At 47.5% G+C, this 23,303-nt stretch carries 19 protein-coding genes and 2 riboswitches; of the genes, 8 read left to right on the top strand and 11 right to left on the bottom strand.

What is annotated here, in order from left to right; translation table 11 throughout:
* The first annotated feature begins 14 nt into the window (after positions 1 to 14).
* Positions 15 to 1,097 (top strand): glycosyl hydrolase, encoded by a 1,083-nt coding sequence (locus ACWJJX_RS06100; protein ID WP_077723033.1) that lies wholly within the window; start codon positions 15 to 17, stop codon positions 1,095 to 1,097.
* Between the two features lie 77 nt (positions 1,098 to 1,174).
* Positions 1,175 to 2,788: a catalase KatX gene (gene katX / locus ACWJJX_RS06095; RefSeq protein ID WP_077723034.1), complete on the top strand. Its 1,614-nt coding sequence runs from the start codon at positions 1,175 to 1,177 to the stop codon at positions 2,786 to 2,788.
* Positions 2,789 to 2,827: 39 nt separating this feature from the next.
* Here the strand turns inward: katX and ACWJJX_RS06090 are convergent, their stop codons facing one another.
* Entirely contained in the window at positions 2,828 to 3,814 is a 987-nt protein-coding gene (locus ACWJJX_RS06090) for a choloylglycine hydrolase family protein (RefSeq protein ID WP_454022826.1), read from the bottom strand.
* 316 nt (positions 3,815 to 4,130) lie between these two features.
* On the opposite strand from ACWJJX_RS06090, the gene ACWJJX_RS06085 reads away from it, so the two are divergent.
* Entirely contained in the window at positions 4,131 to 5,489 is a 1,359-nt protein-coding gene (locus tag ACWJJX_RS06085) for a purine-cytosine permease family protein (RefSeq protein ID WP_014306090.1), read from the top strand.
* 13 nt (positions 5,490 to 5,502) lie between these two features.
* On the opposite strand, the gene ACWJJX_RS06080 is transcribed toward ACWJJX_RS06085, so the two are convergent.
* The 5 genes from ACWJJX_RS06080 to ACWJJX_RS06060 all read right to left on the bottom strand — a co-directional run bounded on the left by ACWJJX_RS06080 (position 5,503) and on the right by ACWJJX_RS06060 (position 12,261).
* Positions 5,503 to 6,333, bottom strand: a complete 831-nt coding sequence (locus ACWJJX_RS06080) for an NAD(P)H-hydrate dehydratase (protein ID WP_454022825.1) — start codon at positions 6,331 to 6,333, stop codon at positions 5,503 to 5,505.
* 91 nt (positions 6,334 to 6,424) lie between these two features.
* Positions 6,425 to 8,155 (bottom strand): thiol reductant ABC exporter subunit CydC, encoded by a 1,731-nt coding sequence (cydC, locus tag ACWJJX_RS06075; RefSeq protein WP_077723035.1) that lies wholly within the window; start codon positions 8,153 to 8,155, stop codon positions 6,425 to 6,427.
* Positions 8,152 to 9,855 carry a thiol reductant ABC exporter subunit CydD gene (gene cydD, locus ACWJJX_RS06070; protein WP_070082577.1) on the bottom strand — a complete coding sequence of 568 codons (1,704 nt, stop codon included), beginning with the start codon at positions 9,853 to 9,855 and terminating at the stop codon, positions 8,152 to 8,154. The genes cydC and cydD overlap by 4 nt, the downstream gene beginning before the upstream one ends.
* A complete protein-coding gene (gene cydB, locus ACWJJX_RS06065; protein ID WP_003150830.1) occupies positions 9,855 to 10,871 on the bottom strand; it encodes a cytochrome d ubiquinol oxidase subunit II in 1,017 nt (338 codons plus the stop codon). The genes cydD and cydB overlap by 1 nt, the downstream gene beginning before the upstream one ends.
* Positions 10,855 to 12,261 carry a cytochrome ubiquinol oxidase subunit I gene (locus ACWJJX_RS06060; protein ID WP_003150828.1) on the bottom strand — a complete coding sequence of 469 codons (1,407 nt, stop codon included), beginning with the start codon at positions 12,259 to 12,261 and terminating at the stop codon, positions 10,855 to 10,857. The genes cydB and ACWJJX_RS06060 overlap by 17 nt, the downstream gene beginning before the upstream one ends.
* Positions 12,262 to 12,763: 502 nt before the next feature.
* Between ACWJJX_RS06060 and ACWJJX_RS06055 the strand changes: the two genes are divergently transcribed.
* A complete protein-coding gene (locus ACWJJX_RS06055) occupies positions 12,764 to 14,107 on the top strand; it encodes a 2-hydroxycarboxylate transporter family protein (protein ID WP_014306094.1) in 1,344 nt (447 codons plus the stop codon).
* A 34-nt stretch (positions 14,108 to 14,141) separates the two neighbouring features.
* On the opposite strand, the gene ACWJJX_RS06050 is transcribed toward ACWJJX_RS06055, so the two are convergent.
* The 4 genes from ACWJJX_RS06050 to ACWJJX_RS06035 all read right to left on the bottom strand — a co-directional run bounded on the left by ACWJJX_RS06050 (position 14,142) and on the right by ACWJJX_RS06035 (position 18,197).
* On the bottom strand, positions 14,142 to 14,984 hold the full coding sequence (locus ACWJJX_RS06050) for a polysaccharide deacetylase family protein (protein ID WP_143255690.1): 843 nt from the start codon (positions 14,982 to 14,984) through the stop codon (positions 14,142 to 14,144).
* Between the two features lie 99 nt (positions 14,985 to 15,083).
* Positions 15,084 to 16,184 (bottom strand): ABC transporter ATP-binding protein, encoded by a 1,101-nt coding sequence (locus tag ACWJJX_RS06045; protein ID WP_014306096.1) that lies wholly within the window; start codon positions 16,182 to 16,184, stop codon positions 15,084 to 15,086.
* A 117-nt stretch (positions 16,185 to 16,301) separates the two neighbouring features.
* Positions 16,302 to 17,195, bottom strand: coding sequence for a PucR family transcriptional regulator (locus ACWJJX_RS06040; protein ID WP_106080259.1), 894 nt, complete (start codon positions 17,193 to 17,195; stop codon positions 16,302 to 16,304).
* Positions 17,196 to 17,360: 165 nt separating this feature from the next.
* Positions 17,361 to 18,197: a YitT family protein gene (locus tag ACWJJX_RS06035; protein WP_003150818.1), complete on the bottom strand. Its 837-nt coding sequence runs from the start codon at positions 18,195 to 18,197 to the stop codon at positions 17,361 to 17,363.
* A gap of 66 nt (positions 18,198 to 18,263) precedes the next feature.
* A riboswitch (guanidine-I (ykkC/yxkD leader) is annotated at positions 18,264 to 18,364 on the bottom strand.
* Between the two features lie 346 nt (positions 18,365 to 18,710).
* Here ACWJJX_RS06035 and ACWJJX_RS06030 point away from each other — a divergent pair.
* Positions 18,711 to 19,250, top strand: coding sequence for a DUF4352 domain-containing protein (locus ACWJJX_RS06030; protein WP_146277428.1), 540 nt, complete (start codon positions 18,711 to 18,713; stop codon positions 19,248 to 19,250).
* Between the two features lie 46 nt (positions 19,251 to 19,296).
* Here the strand turns inward: ACWJJX_RS06030 and galE are convergent, their stop codons facing one another.
* Positions 19,297 to 20,313 carry a UDP-glucose 4-epimerase GalE gene (gene galE, locus ACWJJX_RS06025; RefSeq protein ID WP_017418596.1) on the bottom strand — a complete coding sequence of 339 codons (1,017 nt, stop codon included), beginning with the start codon at positions 20,311 to 20,313 and terminating at the stop codon, positions 19,297 to 19,299.
* A gap of 210 nt (positions 20,314 to 20,523) precedes the next feature.
* On the opposite strand from galE, the gene pepT reads away from it, so the two are divergent.
* The 3 genes from pepT (at position 20,524) to ACWJJX_RS06010 (ending at position 23,079) form a co-directional block, all read left to right on the top strand.
* The gene (pepT, locus tag ACWJJX_RS06020; protein WP_003150810.1) at positions 20,524 to 21,756 is read left to right on the top strand and encodes a peptidase T; all 1,233 of its coding nucleotides are present in this window, start codon (positions 20,524 to 20,526) and stop codon (positions 21,754 to 21,756) included.
* A 576-nt stretch (positions 21,757 to 22,332) separates the two neighbouring features.
* Positions 22,333 to 22,500 (top strand): hypothetical protein, encoded by a 168-nt coding sequence (locus ACWJJX_RS06015; protein WP_003150808.1) that lies wholly within the window; start codon positions 22,333 to 22,335, stop codon positions 22,498 to 22,500.
* Positions 22,501 to 22,602: 102 nt separating this feature from the next.
* Positions 22,603 to 23,079 (top strand): LURP-one-related/scramblase family protein, encoded by a 477-nt coding sequence (locus tag ACWJJX_RS06010; protein ID WP_039253306.1) that lies wholly within the window; start codon positions 22,603 to 22,605, stop codon positions 23,077 to 23,079.
* Positions 23,080 to 23,163: 84 nt separating this feature from the next.
* Positions 23,164 to 23,250, top strand: a riboswitch (SAM riboswitch).
* Positions 23,251 to 23,303 lie beyond the last annotated feature (53 nt).

Raw genomic sequence — 23,303 nt, 5'->3', positions numbered from 1 at the left:
AGGAGGTCTTTTATATGCTTAAAAAGTTAGCAGTCTGCCTGTCTATCGTTTTATTACTCTTAGGAGCCGCCAGTCCGATATCGGCTCACACCGTTTATCCCGTCAACCCAAATGCCCAGCAGACGACAAAAGATATCATGAACTGGCTGGCGCACCTGCCCAACCGTTCAGAAAACAGGGTCATGTCCGGAGCGTTCGGCGGCTACAGCGATGTCACTTTTTCAATGACAGAGGAAAACCGCTTGAAAAACGCGACGGGACAGTCTCCCGCCATCTACGGCTGTGACTATGGGAGAGGGTGGCTGGAAACAGCGGATATCACCGATACTATCGATTACAGCTGCAACAGCAGCTTAATCTCATACTGGAAAAGCGGCGGCCTCCCTCAGGTCAGCCTGCATCTCGCAAATCCGGCCTTTCCATCCGGAAACTATAAAACGGCCATCTCAAACAGCCAGTACAAAAACATCCTGGACCCTTCAACTGTGGAAGGAAAACGGCTTGAGGCGCTGCTCAGCAAAATCGCCGACGGCCTTACTCAGCTGAAAAATCAAGGCGTCACCGTTCTGTTCAGACCGCTGCATGAAATGAACGGCGAGTGGTTCTGGTGGGGGCTGACAGGCTACAACCAAAAAGACACGGAGAGAATCTCGCTGTACAAAGAGCTTTACAAGAAGATATACCGCTATATGACAGAAACAAGAGGATTGGATAACCTTTTGTGGGTGTATTCGCCGGATGCCAACAGAGACTTTAAAACAGACTTCTACCCAGGCTCATCTTATGTGGATATTACCGGTCTGGACGCTTACTTCACTGATCCGTATGCGATATCAGGCTATGATGAAATGCTGTCTCTGAAAAAACCGTTTGCCTTTGCCGAAACCGGTCCGTCCGGCAATATCGGAAGCTTTGATTATGCTGCTTTTATTAATGCGATCAGGCAAAAATACCCTCAGACCACGTACTTTTTGACATGGGATGAACAATTAAGTCCGGCGGCCAATCAAGGCGCGCAAAGCCTTTATCAAAACAGCTGGACGCTGAACAAGGGCGAAATATGGAACGGCGGGTCCTTGACGCCGATCGCGGAATAACCGCTTCTTTTGAAAATCGGTTTTAAAAAACGGCTCTGCTGGGCATATTGTTACCGTTCAAAAAGGAGGGTTCAACAATGGAAAATAACAAAAACAGCGAAGAAACGCTTTCCAGTAAGACGACCGGTAAAGGCGAGTCAGAAGACACGCTGACAAACCGGCAGGGCCATCCGGTCACTGACAACCAGAATGTCAGGACAGTCGGCAATAGAGGACCGACGACATTGGAGAATTATGATTTTTTGGAGAAAATCAGCCACTTTGACCGCGAACGGATTCCCGAGCGCGTCGTTCACGCGCGCGGCGCCGGCGCACACGGATACTTTGAGGCGTACGGAAGTTTTGGAGACGAGGAGATTTCTAAATATACAAGAGCGAAAGTGTTTCAAAAGAAAGGAACGAAAACTCCGGCGTTTGTGCGGTTTTCTACCGTCAACCACGGGAAGCATTCCCCGGAAACATTGCGTGATCCCCGGGGTTTTGCCGTTAAGCTTTATACCGAAGACGGCAACTGGGATCTGGTCGGCAACAACCTGAAAATCTTTTTTATCCGTGATCCGCTGAAGTTCCCGGATCTTGTGCACGCATTTCAGCCTGATCCCGTTACGAACATTCAGGACGGCGAGCGTATTTTCGACTTCATTTCCCAATCACCGGAAGCGACTCATATGATCACTTTCTTGTTTTCGCCGTGGGGCATCCCGGCCAACTACCGGCAGATGCAGGGCTCAGGCGTCCATGCCTACAAATGGGTCAATGAAGAAGGAAAAGCCGTGCTCGTCAAATATCACTTTGAACCGAAACAGGGCATCCGCAACCTGACACAGAAGGAAGCGGAAGAGATTCAGGGGAAAAACTTTAACCATGCGACACAGGATTTGTATGAAGCGATTGAAAAAGGCGATTATCCTGAATGGGAAGTGTATGCGCAAATCATGACTGATGACGAGCATCCCGAGCTGGATTTTGATCCGCTTGATCCGACCAAGCTGTGGTATAAAGACGATTTCCCTTGGAAGCCGATCGGTAAATTGGTTCTGAACAAAAACCCGGAAAACTACCATGCCGAGGTGGAACAAGCATCATTCGGAACGGGCGTGCTTGTGGACGGCCTTGATTTTTCAGATGACAAATTACTTCAGGGGCGGACATTCGCCTATTCAGATACCCAGCGGTACCGCGTCGGCGCAAATTACCTGCAGCTTCCGATCAACTCGCCGAAAAAGCATGTCGCCACCAACCAGGAAGGCGGGCAAATGCAGTATCGTGTCGATCGGGCAGAAGGACAAAACCCGCACGTCAACTATGAGCCGTCCATTATGGGAGGACTCACCGAAGCAAAGCAGGATGGGAAAGACCATACACCTCATGTCGAAGGCGATGTGAAGCGGGAAGCGATCGACCGGCCGAATAATTTCGGCCAGGCCGGAGAAACATACCGCAGATTTTCGGAATTTGAACGGAACGAATTGATCACAAACCTGGTCAATACGCTTTCTTCCTGCCGGAAAGACATTCAGGATCAAATGATTGAGAATTTCACAAAAGCAGATCCGGACTACGGAAAACGTGTTGCGGAAGGGCTGAAAAAAGCCTCCGAAAGCAGCAGCGGCGGGCCGATCGGCACTACTGATACGGCACAAGCCGCAAAACAGGCTGAACAGGAAAGCCATCCGTCTGATCCGTATTAAATAAAAAAACAGGACAATCGCGTCCTGTTTTTTTTTGAGCTAATTCAGCTCCTGTATATTCTGCTCCGCCGCGGCCGCAAATACTTTCGGCTCCGGACGGTCAAGATCTTCATGGAATAAACTTACTTTGTGAATCTGCCGGTTGTCGTACAGATGAAAGTAGTAGTTTCCGGTGTCACAGCACATGACCGACGTATACTGCGTATAATCAATTTCATTCTCCTCTGTGATCACCGCGCCTTTTGGAATATTCACATTGGACAGCACGTGTAAAGCGGCCGTAACGCCATCCGTTTCATGGGCGGCAGGCTCTAAATGCTCTTTCAGATAAGCGGCTCTGATGAACCGGGATGGCGGCGTGTAATCACCGGGAAGCCCGATCGTTCCAGATCCTTGGCCGAAAGCGGTTAATGTCATTCCGCCCAATGTTTTGCTTTCTGACTGCTGCGGCCTGATTCCGATATAATGGCGCAGATTGGTCACATGCCAAGGGAATTCCGGACTGTTGGTCATCACTCCGGGTTTGTTGTCATATACTTTCATTCCCTCCGGTGTCGGCTCGATGACAATGCAGCTGCCCGTGCGGTCTGATAAAATCCAATGAAGAGGCAGCACCGCATCCAATAACATTAACTTCTTCTCTACAATCGTCAGCATTGAGAGCTTTTCCTTTATGTCTTCAAGAGAGTCACAGTTTGATAAGGCCCAGGTGACAAACTCATGAGGAGCGATGTGACAGGTGCCCTCCCGTTCCGCTTTCTCGTATCCCGCAAAGCCCGGAAAATACAGCGTCGCACACGACAGCCCTTTTTCATTTACGCCGTCGGCAAACAGAACATTGCCGAGATTTCTCCCCATGCCGATAAATGCGTATTTCGTCTTATGCATCCTGCCGTCAGCTTCGCTTTTCCAGCTGTACTGACGAGGGTAAAGCACGACGTCCGTACCGAGCTGAAATGCAAAATCCATCGTTCGCGCCAATAGGTGATTACCGTCTGTCGTTTTCAATGTAAGACTTGTACACATATCATCAATCCCCTTTTCATTAATGAAATTTACACAAAGTAAACTATTCTTTCAGCTTAACGAATAATGGTTCCATTCGTCAAAAGATTGACACATTTCTCCTTCATACATATTAGTCAGTAAGCGTATCCATGCCTTTTAACCCCTGGCAAATCGTTTTGGCGGCAGTGTTTGTACCGTTTTTCAAAAAAAACTTTGAACGGCTGTCAGCGAGGCTTTACAATGTTTTTCCTGCATGCTGGAATTTGTAAACGGCAGGTCAATCTGTTAAGCTATGTCTTTATGTTAAAGAAGAACATACGGAGGAGATTATCTATTGAAAGTAGAAAGGCGAACGATTGAACATATTCCGCATGACGAAAGACACGGAAAGGCTAAAGATTTATTCCCCGTCTGGTTCGGGGCTAATATGCATATTACGACGTTAGTCACAGGCACACTGCCCGTTACAATGGGACTCGATCTCTTTTGGAGTATCGCCGCCATTATAATCGGAACCTTTATCGGCGCAATCTTTATGGCGTCTCATTCCGCACAAGGACCTCAGCTCGGAATTCCGCAAATGATTCAAAGCCGCGCGCAATTCGGCGTGATCGGAGCGATTCTGCCCCTCTTTTTGGTCATGTTTATCTATCTGGGCTTCTTTGCGAGCAGTACGATTCTCGCAGCCGGTACACTGAGCAGCTTTGTCCCGATTCCGGCTTCATGGTGTATTATCGGCTTAAGCGCCATCTGTTTTTTACTCACGATCTACGGTCATGATCTGATTCACAAAATGCAGAAAATCCTCTCTTGGACCTCCTTTGCCGTTTTTTTTGCTGCAACAATTCTTATTTTTCAACTGCCGATTCCTTCAGGAAGCTGGGTGCCCGGCTCATTAGATCTGCCTGTTTTTCTAGTGGCGGTCAGCGCGGTGGCCACATGGCAGCTGGCATACGCGCCATATGTCGCAGATTATTCCCGTTATCTGCCGGTCAAAACACCGGCATCGCATACTTTTTGGTACAGCTATGCAGGTACGTCAGTCAGTTCCATCTGGATGATGCTTCTCGGCGCCATTTTGACGACGGCGCTCCCGGAATTTACCGCTAATGCGGGAAATGAGATTGTCCGATTGTTCGGTCCGTTTTCCTTTATTATGCTGATCATCGTCCTGTTCGGGCAAATGGCGATCAACGTCTTTAATTTATACGGAGCCTTTATGTCAACCACGACTACCTTGGAGCCGTTTTTAAAACTGAAGGTGACGCCGAAAACGAGAGTGGTAATGATCCTTTGTGTGACGGCAGCGGGTACTGTATTAAGTCTCTTGGGCCAAAGCAATTTCATGGAACTGTTTTTAAATTTCATCTTTTTCATCAGTTATTTCTTAATTCCATGGACGGCGATCAACCTCGTGGATTACTATTTTATCCGCCGCGGAAAATACCACGTCAAATCGATGTTTGACGTCAACGGGCAATACGGCAGGGTCAATTGGATTACAGCGGCCGCCTTCGTTTTGTCGATTATATTAGAAATCCCGTTCATCAATACCTCCTTTTACATCGGGCCGCTCGCTGAAATATTCGGCGGAGGCGACATTGCCTGGGTCATCGGCCTGGCCGTTCCGTCGCTGCTGTATTATGTCCTGATGAAATCAAGGTTAAAACAAAAAGAGGCGCCTTCCCTATGAAGACGCCTTTTCTTTATTCATATTCCTTCCATACACGCGGCAGCAGTTCAGAAAGTTCGTGCGCCAATAAGGTATGGGCGGAGCGCTCTTTCGTCCATAATTCCGCACATTCGCCGTGAAGGCGGACGGCGTTCAATACGGCATGCTTCGGGTCTTGATGACAGCACAGCATGCCGAGAATCATTCCCGTCAGCGTGTCGCCGGTCCCGCCTTTTGCAAGCGCGCCGTTTCCGGTTGTATTCCTGCGGCATTCCCCGTCGGGAAAAGCGATAATGGTTTCGTTTCCTTTCAGGACAATCGTGACATGAAGCCGCTCCGCCCATTCCGCGGCATATTCCGCTCTGTTCTGCTGAATCTCTTGAATCGGAAGGCCTGTCATTCTGGAAAATTCGCCGGGATGAGGCGTCAAGATCACGGGAGCTTTCCTCTTCGGATAGGTTCTTTTCGTAATGGCGCCCGCATCCAGTATGACGGGATAATCGCCAGAAAGCAGCTGATCAGCCGCCTGCTGCACTTCGTCTGTTTGGGGAAGGCCCGGCCCGATGGCAGCGGCCCGGATGGTTTCCCCGGGCTGGCCCGCCGCGGCTTTTTTCCACCCGTCCCGCCAGTACGTGGCTTCCGGCAGCACCGGGACGATAAGCGGAATGACGCCTGCCGATGTACCGATGACGAGCTTGCCGACACCGCTTCTCATCGCACCCAATCCGGCCAGAAGGGCGGCTCCCGGCATGTCATCGCTCCCGGCCAGCAATAACGCCGTCCCGAACGTTCCTTTATGGCTGTCCGCCTCCCGTTTCGGCAGCGTATCTTTCACATCCTGTTCCGTCCAATCTATTATATTCATCTCTGTACCTCCTCTTCTGTCTCCTATTTATATTCCAAACAAGAAGAGATTTTAAACCGCACAAAAAAAACAGCCGCTCGTTTGCGGCTGTTTATGTTCTGATCGGAACATCAAGACGGTAAAGCTTCCGGTACCGTTCGTTTTCTGCAAGCAGTTCTTGATGGGTTCCTTCCATTTCTGCTTTTCCATTTTCTAAAAAGACGATTTTATCAGCTGTTTCCACACCCGCTAAATGGTGTGTAATCCAGAGGATCGTTTTCTCTTTAAAAACATCAAAAATCGTATCAAGCAATTCACGTTCAGTGACCGCATCAAGGCCGACCGTCGGTTCATCTAGGATAATGACCGGCGTGTCTTGGAGCAGAATACGGGCAAGCGCGATCCGCTGCCGTTCCCCGCCTGAGAAACGAATCCCCGTCTCCTGCACGGACGTTTCATATCCGTCAGGCAGTGATTCAATATAATCATGCAGCTTCACTTGCCGAGCCGCACGCTTAACATCTTCATCACTCGCCTTGCCGTTTCCGAGCCGGATATTGTTCATAATGCTCGTGTTAAAGAGATGAGGTTTCTGATTCAAAACGGCCACCGCTGAGGAAATCTGCTCCTGCACGGCCGCAGTTTCCAGCCCGTTCAGCATCACCTTGCCCGAATCGGGAACTAAGGCGCCTTCAATTAAAGCGAGAGAGGTCGACTTACCGGAGCCGCTCCTGCCGAGCAGCGCCATTTTTTCCCCCTGGCGGAGAGTGAAGGAAAAACGGTCAAGCACATGACTGTGCTGATCATAAGAAAACGTCACGTTATCAAATGTAAGTGTCACATCGGATACATCCAGTTTCTCATCGGTCTGCTTCACCTCACGACTTCGCAGCTCCGGAGCCGCCTTACTCATTCTTTTGATGGAATCTTGATAAGAAGGCACTTCCGTCAGCGCATCCGAAAGGGGCAGAAACGCCTCCGTCAATGGAAATACGACAAGCACAAAGGCCGCGATCATCGTGTTGGCGATGCTGCCGTCCGCATACTGACCCGCCGTCCAGAACAGCATGATTAATATGAAACCGCCGACGAGGCATTGCGCGGCGAGATCACGCCATCTCGTAAACCGCTGACGTTTGCTTTCAAGGTCAAACCATGCCTTCTCTTTCTCTTCATAAGAGGAAATAAAGGCCGCCTGTCGTCCCGAGAACATCCAGTCGCTCACGCCGAGCACGGCATCTGTCAGCCGGCTGTAGAGCGTATTCCGGCCGCTTTTCAGCCTTATGTTTTTCGCTCTCGTCACAAGAAGCGACACAACCGGAAACAATACAACCAATATAAACAGGTAAATCGCCGCAAAAGCGGCAAACGGCCAGGAAAAAAAGCCGAGTCCGATAACGGATGCCGCATACAGCAGCAAAGCGGAAACCGCCGGGAAAATCGTTTTTAAAAACGCATCCTGCAAATGCTCAATATCCTCAGCCAAAATGCCGAGCATGTCGCCCGTCCGAAAACGGGATGAAAGCATGAGCGAGGCCGGCTCCAGCATATTGTAAAGCCGCACCCTCATGTCGGACACGATTTTCAAAATGATATGGTGTCCCGTCAGACGCTCGGCGTACCGTGAGACTGAACGGGCAATCCCGAACGTCCGCACGGCCACAATCGGAACGTACACCAGCAGGATATTCTCAGGCCTTGTCGCCGACTTAGAGATCAAAAAACCGGAAGTGAACATGAGAAAGGCCGCCGAAAAAATCGTCACCGCGCCTAAAAAAATCACAAGAACAAACAAACGGGCATTTTGCTTTATATACGGCAGAATCCATTCTTCTTTTCTCATGTTCTTTCCCCCAGTTGCGCCTTTACAAGTTTGGCGTATACGCCTTGTTTCGCCATCAATTCGTCGTGGGTGCCGATTTCCGCCACCGCGCCGTCATCAAGCACGATAATTTCGTCCATCTCAAGCATCCAGTGAAGACGGTGAGTGGCCAGAAAGACAAGTTTGTTTTCAAACAGGTCTTTCATCGTTTCTTTTATTTCATATTCTGTTTCAATATCAAGGTGAGCGGTCGGCTCATCCAAAAGGAGAATCGGCCGGTTTCCTAAAAAGGCTCTGGCCAGCGCGACACGCTGAGCCTGCCCTCCGCTGAGCGCCCGTCCGCCCTCGCCGATCCGGCCGTCAAGGCCGCCGGGCAGATCGCGGATCAGTCCGGAAAGACCCGCTGAATCAGCAGCGCGCGCCGTTTCCTCACGGGAAGCATCAGGATGATAAAACCGGATATTATTCATAAGCGTGTCATCAAAAATGTACGGATGCTGCGGAATATAAAGCAGCTGCTTCTGCCAGCCGTCCGACTGAAGATGCGAGCGGGATTCACCGTTTACCTTGATCTCACCGGACGCAGGCTCTAAAAAGCCGCCCAGCACATCAATGAGTGTCGATTTTCCCGCACCGCTTTCCCCGATAATCCCGATTTTCTTCTTCCCTTTAAAGGACAGATGAAATTCAGACATCGATTCTCGGACGGACAAACGCGCAAGCTGTAATTCATCCCCGTCAGTCCACGTATCAAGTTCGAGCGGCTTTTCTTCTTTAAAACCGGGCTGCGCCAAAATCGCTTGAATGGTTTTCCCCGCCTCCTGCCCGTTTAACGTCGCGTGGTAATCATTTCCCACTTCGCGGACCGGGAGAAAATATTCAGGCGCGAGAATCAGCGCTGTCAATGCCGGACCGAGCAGAATTTGTCCGTCTATCAGCCGCAGGCCGAGAAACACCGCCACTGTCGCCACCGACAGCATCGTAAAGAAATCCAGGGCGAATGATGATAAAAACGCGACCCGGAGCGTGCTCATCGTCGCCTTGCGGTATCTCTCACTGACATGAAAGATGTTTTTACTGTGTGATCTGCTTAATCCTAAAAACCGCAATGTCTCCAGTCCGCGGAGCGAATCCACGAAATGATTGGAAAGCGTCTGATAGGACTTCCATTGGCGATCGGCTTTTTTCTGTGCGACAAGTCCGAGCAGAATCATAAATACAATCAAAATCGGAAGCGCAAGAATCAGAATCAAAGCCGATGTTTTATCCTGAAAAAACACGTAAATAACAACGGCCGCCGGCACAATCGCCATGCTGACCATTTTCGGCAGAAACAGCTCTAAATAACGGCGGAACTGGCTGATGCCTTCCATCGCCAGCGTCACCATCCGGCCTGTCCCCTCTTTTTTCGCAAAGCGGGGGCCGAGACGGAACAATTGCTCAAGAAATCTTTTTCTTAAGTCTGCGCCGGTTTGCGCGGCATATTGGTATACGATTTTCTGCCGGACCGCTGTTACCGCATGCCGGACCAAAAACGCAAGCAGGAAAAAGCCGATAACCGGATAAAGAGAAGCAATCCGCTTCCCGTTAAATAATCCGGTTACCGCCTGGCTCAGCCATTCCGCCTGCAAGATGATGGCGGCCGTTTGTATAATCGTTAATCCCGTAATGATCGCAAGAATCCGCTTCATTCCTTTATAAAGAAACAGGTCTTTTCCCATTAATAAGTCATAGGCTCCTTATGGCTGACGCGTTTCCGGAAGACATAATAGCTCCAGATCTGACTGCCGATGACAAACGGCAGCAGAGTCAGTGCGGCAATTGTCATGACTTTAAGTGAATAATCACCGGATGACGCGTTAGCTACTGTTAAGTCATACGCGCTTTTCAGCGAGCTGACCATGACGCGCGGGAACAGAGAGATAAAAATCATCGCAACTGTCAAAGCAAGACCCGCGCCGGTCATACCGAATGCCCAGCCGTCTTTTTTCTTGCTCATGAACACAACAGCAAGAACGTTGCAGATGACAATCAGCACGAATACCGGAATCGTGATGTTTGCCCGGCGTGTAAACATATCCGTATCGTATGCAGACATTGCAAAGAAAGCAAGTACAACAAGAAAGATAACACCGATTACGCGTTTTGCCATTTTTCTCGCACGCTCTTGTAAATCACCGATCGTGCGCAGTGTGACAAACATTAAACCGTGCAGGAATGAAAGAAGGGTGACGGCTGCTCCGCCAAGGACGGAATACACGTTCACAATATCTGAGAAACCCGCATGCATATTCATATGGCCGTCAATCGGCATGCCGCGGAACAAGCTTGTGAAGATAAGGCCGAATACAAACGGCGGGATAAGGCTGCCGAAGAAAATCACCCAGTCCCATGTTTTGACCCATTTTAAATGATTCACTTTTCCGCGGAATTCAAACGCCACCCCGCGGCCCATTAAAGCAAGAAGGATGATGATAAACGGAATATAATATCCGCTCAGCATCGTCGCATACCAGTTCGGGAATGCCGCGAAGATCGCTCCCGTACCTGTCAGCAGCCATACCTCATTCGCATCCCAGAACGGGCCGATGGTGTTAATCAGCACTCTGCGTTCTAATTCATTATGGCCAAGAAATCGGGTCGAAATGCCGACACCGAAATCAAAACCTTCTAAAAAGAAAAATCCGACAAACAAAACTGAAACGAGTACAAACCAAAGATCATGAAGTGACCCCATGGTAGACCTCCTGACTGAACGGATCCGTTGATACAGGAACATCCTTGTGATCATCATGGTCCGCACCTTTTTTAATTTCACGAACGAATAGGAAAACAAGCAGCGCGCCTAAAATCAAGTACATGACGCCGAAACCGATAATTGAAAACAGCAGAGATCCCGTCGTTACGTTAGGCGAAACGGATTGTGCGGTTGTCATTTGCCCCATAACCGTCCACGGCTGGCGGCCGATTTCAGTCATAATCCATCCGGCAGAGTTCGCAATGAACGGGAATGCGATCAGTGCGATCATGCCCCGTAAATACCACTTGCTCGTATGAAGCTTTTTGCGGCGGTTCAGAATAAAGCCTGCAATCGCGGCAAAAATCATAAGCGCGCCCGCTCCCGCCATAATGCGGAAACTCCAGAACGTCGTTTTGACAGGCGGGATATAGTCGCCTTTTCCGTACGTTTTTTCATATTCTTTTTGAAGTGTTTTCATCCCTTTCACACTGCCGCTGAACTTCTGGTAAGCCAAGTAGCTGAGTGCGTAAGGAATTGAAATTTCTGATGTGTTTTTTTCTTTATTCGTATCAATATTCGCAAAAGCCGTCCACGCGGCAGGATCACCGCTGTCATCCCAAAGCGCTTCACTGGCGGCCATTTTCATCGGCTGCGATTCCATTAAATGCTCAGCCTGCATGTGTCCGCTGAACGCAACGCCGATACCGGCGATCAGACCGACAATCATCGAAAGCTTGAAAGATTTATGGAAGAAAGGCACTTCTTTTTTCTTCAATAATTTAAATGCGCTGACACCGGCGATAAAGAAAGCACCCGTCGCAAGCGCTCCGAAAATGACGTGAGGGAATTCAACCCAAAGCTGAGGGTTTGTCAAAAGCGCTCCGAAGTCATTCATTTCCGCGCGGCCGTTTTTAATCGTAAAGCCGACCGGCTCCTGCATGAATGAGTTTGCCGTCAAAATCCAGAAAGATGACATAATCGTTCCGAAGGATACAAGCCAAATGCAAAGCAAATGCACTTTTTTAGATAAACGGTCCCAGCCGAAAATCCATAATCCGATAAAAATAGACTCCATAAAAAACGCCAAAAGCGCTTCAATCGCAAGCGGAGCCCCAAATACGTCCCCGACAAAACGGGAATAATCAGACCAGTTCAATCCGAACTGGAATTCCTGAAGAATCCCTGTGACGACGCCGACAGCAAAGTTAATTAAAAAGAGATGCCCCCAAAATTTAGCCATTTTGAGATAGGCCTCTTGTTTTTTGACAACATAAAGCGTCTCCATCAAAGCAACCATAAACACAAGCCCGATAGACATAGGCACAAACAAGAAGTGAAACAATGTTGTAGATGCAAATTGAATGCGGGCTAATACCAACTCACTCATGATGTTTTTCCTCCAATCTGGTAAATTGCTCAACATTTCACAAACATAGTGAAATCATTGCTCGGTATTTCACAAAAAATGATATATTTGCTCAATGTTTCACAAGTTCGTCAAAACTATTGAAATATCAGCCTGTACACCCTGGGGGACAGCGGCTGTCATAGAAATGATTCAATATCATTACTTTACAACGATTCAGCCCAAAAAAAAAGATCAATATACCTAAAATCAGGCTGAAATTGTGACTGATTATTGTCGGATTTGTAGAGATTTTATGTCAGCACCTAGGATATTTGTCCCTTTGATATCGTACCTCTTTTTTATTCGTGTGGCGAACAAAATGCTTTTCTCGGTGAAAAAGCCCGCCAAATCGCCATTTTGAGAAAGAAAATGTGAAGAAAGCATGTCCTCTAGTAAATTCATAATATATGAACAATTTAAATTTTTTAGTATACTTTAAATGGGGATATTTTTTCACTACATAACGACTGGGGGAACAAGCATGGGAGAACTTCAACCAAAATTGCAAACGGATTCAATCCAAAAACAGGAACGGACTGATAACTGGTTTGCCAGAGCAATGAATATAAGAATCGGCATTATTCCTCTTCCTATCTATATCCTGCTTTTCTTGCTTATTACGGTGTTTGTCATGAGCCGTGATGTAAAAAGCGACATTCTGACATCAATTGCCGTCATGAGTTTTTTCGGATTTACCTTCGGCCAGATCGGAAAATCCATTCCGATCGTGCGGTCCATCGGCGGCCCTGCGATTCTCGCAACCTTTATTCCATCCGCTGTCGTCTACTACCACCTGCTTCCGAAAGACATTATTACTTCAACAACAGAATTCACGGAAAGCTCCAACTTTCTCTATCTATTTATTGCCGGTATCGTCGTCGGCAGTATTCTCGGGATGAAAAGAGAGACGCTCGTCAAAGCTTTCGTTAAGATTTTTATTCCGCTGATCGCCGGCTCGATCGCGGCCGCCATCGTCGGCTTATGCGTCGGGACGCTGCTCGGGCTCGGCTTTCAGCACACGCTGCTTTATATCGTCGTTCCGATTATGGCGGGGGGTGTCGGTGAAGGCGCGATTCCTTTATCCATCGGCTACTCCGATATTATGCCGATGTCCCAGGGAGACGCCTTTGCGCTTGTGCTGCCGTCCATCATGCTCGGCAGCCTGTGCGCTATTATGTTATCGGGTTTGCTGAATGTCATCGGGAAACGCAAACCGGAATGGACGGGCAACGGGAAGGTTGATAAGTCTGATCATTCCGCTCCCGCATTGGAACAGCCGGCCGATGATAAAACGTTTGATTTGTCCTTTTTCGCTTCGGGCGGTATTTTAGCGGTTTCCCTCTATTTGGTCGGCATGCTGGCGCATGATTTCTTTCAGCTTCCGGCTCCTGTCGTGATGCTCGTCCTTGCCGTTCTCATTAAGCTGTTCAGGCTGGCGCCGGCTTCGATTGAAAACGGAGCCTTCGGCGTCTCGCGCTTTTTCTCGACAGCCGTGACCTATCCGCTCTTATTTGCGATCGGCGTTTCAATGACACCGTGGGACAAGCTGATTGCGGCGTTTACGATCAGCAACATCATTACCATTTTATCAATCGTCGTCACGATGATGGCCGTCGGTTTTCTGACCGGAAAATGGCTGAATCTGTACCCGATTGAGACGGCGGTTATTAATGCCTGCCATTCCGGCCAGGGCGGCACCGGCGACGTCGCGATCTTGAGCGCCGCTGAACGGCTTGAGCTTATGCCGTTCGCCCAAGTGTCGACCAGAATTGGCGGAGCGATTACCGTGAGCGTCACTCTTCTGCTGCTTCATCAATTCTATTAAACTGAAAAAAGCCTCCGCATATGCGGAGGCTCTGTTATTTCATCACATTTTGAATATAAGAGCCGAATGCCGCGCCGGACATGCCCGGCGACACACGGACGCGGTGAAGCCCGTAAAGCCCCTGATCTCTAGATGCCGCTCCCGGCTCCGTCGTGACCGCCATACGGTAGCCTGACGAGGCGGCGGCTTTTAATGTTTCCTTATTATATCGTCCGACAGGGTAGCTGATCATAGACGTCCGCTGCCCGAACATTTGATCAAATAAACGCTTAGAGTCCTTCATTTCACGTCGCTGCTGCTGCGGTGTAAGCCCGTTCAATTCGAGATGGTTCATCGTATGGCTCTGAATGGAAATGCCGTGGGCGGCCATCTCCTTCATCTGCTTCTCAGTCAGATGATTCTTATGCCCGATAAAGTTTCCGATCATAAAGATTGTCGCTTTCATCTTGTATTTCTTTAAAATGGGATAGGCCGCTTTCACATTGTCGGTATAGCCGTCATCAAATGTGATCAGAACACATTTTTCACGCGGCTCCTTATCCTCCGTCAGCATCAGATAGGCTTCTTCAGGAGTCATCGTATAATAACCGTGATCATGAAGCCACTTCATATGCTGCCGGAATTCTTCCTTCGGCACACGCAGGCTGTTTCCCTCTGAAATGCTGTGATACATCAGAATCGGCAGTCTTGCCGTTCCTTTCGTTTGAACCCAGGCGGACGTATCCGGCTCTTTTTTGATTTGCCGCTTTACGGACTTTTTTTCGCTGTGCGCTTCTGCCTTCGGAATGCTTTGTTCGGCGCTTGCCTCATGGCCCGAGCAGGCGGCAAGTGTAAACACGGCAGCCAAAAGGCACATGCACATGATCATGCGTTTCATCGTTTTCCTGCTTTCTGTCTTCTATTTACTTTTTATATCGGTTATGCGTCATAAATTGTTACATCAAAAAAGCCGGACATCCAGCTGTCCGGCTTTGCGTTATGAGCGGATTCTGATTTCTGTTTCACTGTCAAAAAAGTGAGCCTTATTCATGTCGAAAGCGACGGTCAATTCCTCACCGGCACGAATGTCATGGCGGGCGTCAATCCGGGCGATAAAATCCTGATCCCCGATCCGGGAATAAACCATAATTTCTGACCCGAGCAATTCCGCGACATTGATTTTAGCTGTGATGGATGAATTCTTATAGGATTCTACCACAATCAGCTCGTCATGTATGTCTTCCGGGCGGATGCCGAAGATGATATCTTTGCCGGCATACCCTTTTTCCCGGAGCATTTTCATTTTCCCTTCCGGCACGCTGAGAGCGGCTGAACCGATCTGAATGGCGCCGTCCGTCAGCTTTCCTTTGAAAAAGTTCATCGCCGGGGAGCCGATGAACCCGCCGACAAATACGTTTTCGGGATGTTCATACACTTCTTTCGGGGTGCCGATCTGCTGAATTTTTCCGTCCTTCATGACTACGATGCGTGTCGCCATCGTCAGTGCTTCTGTTTGGTCGTGCGTCACATAGATTGTGGTTGTTTGCAGCCTTTGGTGGAGCTTAATAATTTCTGCCCGCATCTGCACCCGAAGCTTTGCGTCCAGATTTGACAGCGGCTCATCCATTAAAAACACTTTGGCGTCCCTGACAATCGCCCGCCCTAATGCAACCCGCTGACGCTGTCCGCCGGAGAGCGCCTTCGGTTTGCGGTGCAGATACTCTGTGAGCCCCAGCATTTTCGCCGCTTCTTCGACCCGTTTTTTAATCTCCGGTTTCGGCATCTTCCTCAGCTTCAGACCGAATGCGATATTATCATAGACCGTCATGTGCGGATATAACGCATAGTTTTGAAACACCATGGCGATATCCCTGTCTTTAGGAGCGATGTCATTCACTCTCGTGTCACCGATATAGAAATCGCCCTTCGTAATGTCTTCCAGCCCGGCTACCATCCGCAAAGTTGTCGACTTGCCGCAACCCGACGGACCGACAAACACGATAAACTCTTTATCTTTAATATGAAGGTTAAAATCATCGACAGCCGCTTCTTTTTGATCGTAATACTTATAAATATGCTCGAGCCGAAGTTCCGCCATGTATATCCCCCTTTATTTGTAAACGCTTTCTTAAATAGGATTGTAACAGCGTCAGACGGCGGCGGATATAGGCAATGTTCATAAAAAAAGTCCGCTGCCTTCGTGCACATTTCCCATTTAATGTGATTTTTCATATTGCAGACAAATGAAATAAGCCAGCAGGGCGCCCCGATATGTCTTAATATCAATACCTGAGCGTTCCGCAAATTTATCAATCCGATATTGAAGACTGTTGCGGTGCAAATGCAGTTTTTTCGATGTGAGCGACATGTTCGAGTTATGTTCAATAAAAGTCTGAATCGTATGCTTCAGCTCCGGTTCTTTCTGAAACAGCAGCGCCGCTTCTTCGTGAAGCAAGGCTGAGAGCTTTTCTCTGCTTTCCTCCGTGAGCATGGCCGGAAATACCGTTTCCGCGGTCAGCGTGCTCAGCTGCGGGAGATGACGCCGGCCGATCTGACAATATTGCTGTTCTCTCTGATAATGAAGGCGCAGACGTTCCCCCTTGCAGTAATACCTTCCGACGAAAAAACGGACACTGAAATAAAAATCGCCTTCAAGAATCTTCACAAAAGATGCGATGTCATCCGAATCTGGCGCTTCCAGCTTTTCTTCCTCCACAATCACGCCATGATCCCTCCCCGTCCGGACAACTGTATATGAAACCGGCCAGAAATGGCGCAGCGCTTCTGTGAATGCCCCCCAGTCCCGTTCTCCCAATAAGTCATAATGGATAAAACGGACACGCGGCTCCTTGACATCAGGCACCGGACCTTCTTCCAGCAGAAAACGCCGCCACCTCTTTGCTGCCGCCGTCTCCGGAAAAAAAACGCCTTTTTCTTCAGCGGGCGTCAAAAATGATTCCAGAAGCAGTTTCTCCTTCGGGGTGATATCCTCCTTCGGAATGGCGACATAGACCCGCCTTTTCTCATCATAAAAGCAAAAGACATCGTCCGCCGTACAGCACGTATCAGACAACACAGCCCTCGGGTAAATTGCCAATAACGGGTTCATATGCGCTCCTTTCTATCGCTCTATCATATTTTCAGTATAAAACGTCCGGCCGATTGTATCCACTTCGTTTTAAGAAACAGCTTTCAGGCTATTTCCCGGGAAACGAATCATAACCGCTTCTGCCGGCATAAGAAAAAACCCTCCGCGCCGGCAGAGGGATCCTTTTTATTTAGAGATATCGACGAAGCCTTCACCAAAGACATCACGCACATCATGAACAATGACAAACGCTTTTGTATCACAGCTTTTAATAATTTTTTTGAGCATGGAAAGCTCTTGTTTCTGGATGACGATATATAAAATTTCCTTCGACTGCCCCGTGTAATTTCCTTTACCCGACAGCAGCGTAACCCCTCTGTCCATCAGCGTGTTGACCTGTTCAGCGATTTCGTGCTTATGCTCAGATATAATCGTCACCGCTTTTTTCGTATTCAGGCCTTCAATGATAAAGTCCATCACCTTCGTTCCGATGTACAGCATAACAATGGTAAACATCATTTTTTCCGCACCGATGATGAAATAAGAACTGAAGACGACAATCAGATCAAAGAACAAAAGCGCATAGCTGATATTCCAATCGAGATATTTGTTCGCAATCCTCGCCAAAATGGCAGAACCCGCAGTCGTGCCTCCGACTCGAATAATGATCCCGATTCCGACACCGGCAAACACACCCGCAAAAATAGTATTAATAATGAGTTCATGTGAAGGCGAGTGCCAATCATGCGTCAGATGCAGAAACAGTGAGTTGGCGACAACGGTAATGATCGTATAAAGCGTTGTTTTTCCGTCTAAAAATTTATATCCGATAATCAATAAAATCCCGTTCAAAATGATATTCGTCACCCCGGGCGACCATTCAAACACATAGTACAAGATCAGGGTGATTCCCGTTACCCCGCCCTCTCCAAGATCATTCGGAATGGCGAATAAATTAACGGCCAAAGCAAAGATAAAAGCTCCAATAATCAGCATCAGCACATCCAGCAATCTCTTTTTCATCCCAGACACTCCCTTTTTTATAAAATCAAAAAAGCCCGGGAGAGCACTCTTCATTAAAAGAGCAGAAACTCCCGGGCTTTTATCCCAACGTGTCACAGCAGGAACCTGCTGTGTGTTTTCTCTCGGTCCAGACCAATTCAGATTGCGGAACCCTAGAAAACCACTGTTTTTTATGTTCAGTTTTTATATTATCTTTCAAGATTATACGGGAAATCACGAACATGTTCAACCACTCTTTTTTCAATAAACCTATGGAAAATGCGAACGATCTGCCGATACTAAAAAGGACCTTAAAATACATGACTAAAAAATCATTAAAATACTTTTTTTCTCAAAATATTATTGACTATAGGTTATTTTACAGGCATTATAGTATGTAGTTTTTAAGAAATAGTTTACATAGGAGGAAATATTATGGCAGGCAACCTGGTGTCTTGTAAGGCATGCGGCAAAGAAATCGCTAAAGGCGTTAAAAAATGCCCAAACTGCGGTAAAGATCAGAGAAACTTTTTCATGAGACATAAAATCATCACATTGCTTCTGGCAGTGGTGGTTATTATCATTCTCGTAAACATCGGCGGCGGAGGCGATTCTTCATCATCTAAAACTGCGTCTTCAAAAGCTGCGGAATCTAAAGAAAAACTGTATAACATCGGTGACACTGTTAAGACTGAGAAAACTGAAGTTACTGTTACGAAAGTGGAAAAAAGAGATTCAGTAGGCTCTCAATTTGTCGAGAAAAAAGCGTCTGACGGCGGCGTTATCGTAGCTGTTCAATACACGGTTAAAAATGTTTCAAACAAGCCGTTAAGCTCTTTCTCCATTCCAAGAGCGAAATTAGTAGATTCTAAAGGAACATCTTATGATTCAGATATTGATGCTTCTTCAAGCTATGCAACAGAAACAAAAGTAGACAACAGTAAAATTTTAAGTGACTTGAACCCGAACATTAAAGTGACTGACGTAAAAGCTTTTGAAGTTGATAAAGACGCATACTCTAAAGGCACTTGGAAATTAAAGTTCAGCAACGATGTTGAAGTGAAAATTAAATAATCATCATAACAAAAGAGACCTTCATCATTTGAAGGTCTCTTTCTTTTTACGCCTTTTGGTACCCGTTCACATTGGAGGACTGCCACTTCCAAGAGTCGGCGCACATTTCTTCAAGCCCGCGCTTTGCTTCCCAGCCTAATTCAGCCTTCGCTTTTGCCGGGTCTGCGAAGCATGCGGCGATGTCTCCCGGGCGCCGGTCTGCAAAACGGTACGGCACTTCTTTTCCCGATACTTTTTCAAACGCCTTGACCATCTCCAGAACGCTGTAGCCTCTTCCCGTGCCGAGATTATAGGCGTCGGCGCCCGTTGTGTTCAGCACCTTTTCGAGCGCTCTGACATGGCCCTCGGCAAGGTCAACGACATGGATGTAATCCCGCACGCCGGTGCCATCCTTTGTCGGATAATCATTGCCGAACACCTGCAATCGCTCAAGCTTGCCGACAGCGACTTGTGCGACGTACGGCATTAAATTATTCGGGATGCCGTTCGGGTCTTCTCCGATCCGGCCGCTCGGGTGCGCGCCGAACGGATTAAAGTAGCGGAGCAGCGCAATGCTCCATTCAGAGTCCGCATTATGCAGATCGCGTAAAATCTGTTCCAGCATCAGCTTTGTCTGCCCGTAAGGATTGGTGGCGCTTAAAGGAAAATCCTCAGTGATCGGCGTTGTTTCCGGAACGCCGTAAACCGTCGCTGAAGAACTGAAGACGATTTTTTTCACACCGTGTGCCTGCATGGCTTCACATAAAATAAACGTTCCCGTCAGATTATTATGATAATAACGGAGCGGAACAGCCACAGACTCACCGACGGCTTTTAATCCCGCAAAATGAATGACGGCTTCAATCTCATTTTCAGCAAACACCCGGTGAACGGCGTCACGGTCAAGGAGATCCGCTTCATAAAACACAAGCCCTTTTCCGGTAATGTCTTTCACACGCTCCAATGCTTCCGGTGAACTGTTTGACAGATTATCCAGAACCACGATGTCATAGCCGCCGTTTAACAGCTCGACACATGTGTGGCTGCCGATATAACCCGCTCCGCCTGTCACTAAAATCGCCATGAAGAAAGCCTCCCCTATTGAATGAATTGACCATATTATATCGGTTTTTTCTTCCTCAATCATCCATTTCCAAAAAGTTTAATCGTTTAGTCATCGTTTCTTCATAATTTATTTTCATTCGCGTAAAAAACAGAGCCCTCGATTCAAACGGGTTGTGAAATAGAAATCCCTCCCCCGCGCATGGTAAGATAAGACAAAGGAGATGACGGTATGAAAAATGAAATCATTGAACGCTTTACCTCTTACGTAAAAGTCGATACACAGTCTGACGAAAACAATGAAAACTGCCCTTCAACCCCCGGCCAGCTGACATTGGCCAACATGCTGGCAGATGAATTAAAGTCGATCGGCATGACAGAAATTACAGTCGATGACAACGGGTACGTCATGGCGACTCTGCCGGCGAATACGGATAAAGACGTGCCGACTGTCGGTTTTCTGGCTCACGTGGACACCGCGACCGATTTTACCGGAAAAAATGTGAATCCTCAGATTATTGAAAGCTACGACGGGCATGATATCGTTCTGAATGACAAACTCAATGTCGTCCTGTCGCCTGAGCAATTCCCGGAACTTTCCCGCTATAAAGGCCAGACGCTGATTACAACAGACGGCACGACGCTGCTCGGAGCCGACAACAAAGCGGGCATTGCCGAGATCATGACGGCAATGGCGTACTTGATCAAACATCCGGACATCAAGCACGGAACGATCCGAGTCGCGTTCACGCCTGATGAAGAAATCGGCAGAGGCCCTCACAAATTCGATGTCGGCCGCTTCAACGCCGCGTTCGCCTACACGATAGACGGAGGCCCCCTCGGCGAACTGCAATATGAAAGCTTTAACGCAGCCGCCGCAAAGCTTACTTGTTACGGAAAAAGCGTCCACCCGGGAACGGCGAAAAACAAAATGGTCAACGCTTCAAAAATCGCGATGGAATTTCATCACGCGCTGCCGAAAGAAGAAGCGCCGGAATATACGGAAGGGTATGAAGGCTTCTATCATTTACTTTCCATGGACGGAGACGTTTCTGAAGCCGCCCTGTCGTACATCATCAGAGACTTTGACAGAGACCGCTTTGCAGAACGAAAAGAATATATGCAGAAAACCGCCGATGCGCTAGCGGCCAAATACGGCAAGGAAAGCATCAAGCTTGAACTGCGTGATCAATATTACAACATGAGAGAAAAAATCGAACCGGTCAAAGAGATAGTCGATGTCGCGTATCAAGCCATGAAAAACCTCGACATCGAACCGATTATCGAACCGATCCGGGGCGGAACCGACGGCTCACAGCTCTCTTACATGGGACTGCCGACACCGAACATTTTCACGGGCGGCCAAAACTTCCACGGAAAATATGAATACATTTCCGTCGATCATATGGAAAAGGCGGTAAACGTCATTGTTGAAATCGCCAGGCTCTTTGAAGAGCGCGCTTAAAACCAAAGCCCCCTGCTTTGGTTTTTTTCTTTCACATGAAACCTTTCCTTCTTTCTTTCCGTATATAAGGTATGAAATGGAAAGAAGGAGTGAAGACTATGGCAAGAGGGACTGTAGCGAAAGAATTGAAAAAAACCTTAAAAGACCCGCGTGTTCTGGAGACGAAATCAAATCCTTTTAAAAAACTGCGGAAAATGTTCAAACGATTTTTTTAAGATAACATCTCGTTTTCGTTAAAAAAATAAAGAAAGCGCTGTCAACTCGCAGTCATCTGTTAGAAGCAGTTATTTTGCATATCATACGGTTTTTTAGGGTACTGAATAACACAAGGCAAACGAAAACACTGAAGTAGTTAATTAGACACTTACAAAAAATAGTGAAAAAGTTATATAAACGATCATCATTCATCATCCGATACAATCTATAGAACCACAACAAGAGAAAAATTTCTTCAACCCATAGTCATTTTTACGGAAAATGACGTTATTTTTTAAAAAAGTGACAATTGTTTGAATACTTTTCGTTTGTTTTTTCGTACAATAATAATACCAAAACTTTTTTTGGGAGGTATGTAAAATGATGCTACTTATTTTCGCTGCTTTGACAGGGTATCTTGTTTTCTCTTTCAGTAAGGACAACCGCCGGAAAACGCCAAAGACAAGCCCGCTGGTGACAGCTGCCGACACGAATAACATCATTGATTTAAATGCGATCCGTCAAAAACGCCGGATGCCGCTATCATAAAAACGACAGCTGCCGCAAAATCGGCAGCCTTTTTTTATGCACCCGGCCGATATGAAACCTTCCGCCTCCTTTTTTCGTACAACATAAAAAAGGAGTTTTTTTATGTACCATTTTTACATCAAAGAGCGAATGTTTACGATTAAGAATCGTTTTCAAGTGTTTCTTGAAAGCGGAAAAGAAGTCTACAATGTTGAAGGAAAGCTGTTTTCATTCGGTGATGAACTGAAGCTGACTGATTTGGACGGCCGCACGCTCGCCAGCGTCAATCAGAAACTGATGTCGCTCGTTCCCCGTTACGAGATTTCCGTCAGCGGCAAACCCGTCTGCCAAGTCATCAAGAAAGTCACGTTTTTCAAACCGAAATTTGAAATTTCCGGACTCGGCTGGGATCTTACCGGCGATGTGTGGGGCCGGAATTTTCAAGTGACAGACGGAAAATCAAACCGGATGACCGTCACCAAATCATGGATGAGCTGGGGCGATTCCTATCATTTGCAGATTGAAAAGGAAGAGGATATTGCTCTTTGTCTTGCGATCGCCATCGTGATAGATATGATTCTATTTGAGGGTGACAAATAAAAATATTTATCGAAATATATTGACAATATAAGATAATATACTAAGATTAAGAGTATTACAGTTTATTCTGAAAAATAGCATATTTCCTTATCAAGAGAGGTGGAGGGACTGGCCCTATGATACCCGGCAACCGCTGTTCAGCAGAATGGTGCTAAATCCTGAAGATAAGGTTGAGATTTGCGGACGCAAGCTCTTCCCTATCCGAGGGAAGAGTTTTTTTATAT

The sequence above is a fragment of the Bacillus sp. YH3-2-B2 genome (assembly GCF_053663335.1).
The sequence above is the reverse complement of the archived record's forward strand: the minus strand, read 5'-3'. Positions and strand labels throughout refer to the sequence as shown.

Coding starts and splice junctions, on each gene's coding strand:
- ACWJJX_RS06100 (WP_077723033.1), top strand. CDS start 15: ATGCTTAAAAAGTTAGCAGTCTGCCTGTCTATCGTTTTATTACTCTTA.
- katX (WP_077723034.1), top strand. CDS start 1,175: ATGGAAAATAACAAAAACAGCGAAGAAACGCTTTCCAGTAAGACGACC.
- ACWJJX_RS06090 (WP_454022826.1), bottom strand. CDS start 3,814: ATGTGTACAAGTCTTACATTGAAAACGACAGACGGTAATCACCTATTG.
- ACWJJX_RS06080 (WP_454022825.1), bottom strand. CDS start 6,333: ATGAATATAATAGATTGGACGGAACAGGATGTGAAAGATACGCTGCCG.
- cydC (WP_077723035.1), bottom strand. CDS start 8,155: ATGAGAAAAGAAGAATGGATTCTGCCGTATATAAAGCAAAATGCCCGT.
- cydD (WP_070082577.1), bottom strand. CDS start 9,855: ATGGGAAAAGACCTGTTTCTTTATAAAGGAATGAAGCGGATTCTTGCG.
- cydB (WP_003150830.1), bottom strand. CDS start 10,871: ATGGGGTCACTTCATGATCTTTGGTTTGTACTCGTTTCAGTTTTGTTT.
- ACWJJX_RS06060 (WP_003150828.1), bottom strand. CDS start 12,261: ATGAGTGAGTTGGTATTAGCCCGCATTCAATTTGCATCTACAACATTG.
- ACWJJX_RS06055 (WP_014306094.1), top strand. CDS start 12,764: ATGGGAGAACTTCAACCAAAATTGCAAACGGATTCAATCCAAAAACAG.
- ACWJJX_RS06050 (WP_143255690.1), bottom strand. CDS start 14,984: ATGAAACGCATGATCATGTGCATGTGCCTTTTGGCTGCCGTGTTTACA.
- ACWJJX_RS06045 (WP_014306096.1), bottom strand. CDS start 16,184: ATGGCGGAACTTCGGCTCGAGCATATTTATAAGTATTACGATCAAAAA.
- ACWJJX_RS06040 (WP_106080259.1), bottom strand. CDS start 17,195: ATGAACCCGTTATTGGCAATTTACCCGAGGGCTGTGTTGTCTGATACG.
- ACWJJX_RS06035 (WP_003150818.1), bottom strand. CDS start 18,197: ATGAAAAAGAGATTGCTGGATGTGCTGATGCTGATTATTGGAGCTTTT.
- ACWJJX_RS06030 (WP_146277428.1), top strand. CDS start 18,711: ATGAGACATAAAATCATCACATTGCTTCTGGCAGTGGTGGTTATTATC.
- galE (WP_017418596.1), bottom strand. CDS start 20,313: ATGGCGATTTTAGTGACAGGCGGAGCGGGTTATATCGGCAGCCACACA.
- pepT (WP_003150810.1), top strand. CDS start 20,524: ATGAAAAATGAAATCATTGAACGCTTTACCTCTTACGTAAAAGTCGAT.
- ACWJJX_RS06015 (WP_003150808.1), top strand. CDS start 22,333: ATGATGCTACTTATTTTCGCTGCTTTGACAGGGTATCTTGTTTTCTCT.
- ACWJJX_RS06010 (WP_039253306.1), top strand. CDS start 22,603: ATGTACCATTTTTACATCAAAGAGCGAATGTTTACGATTAAGAATCGT.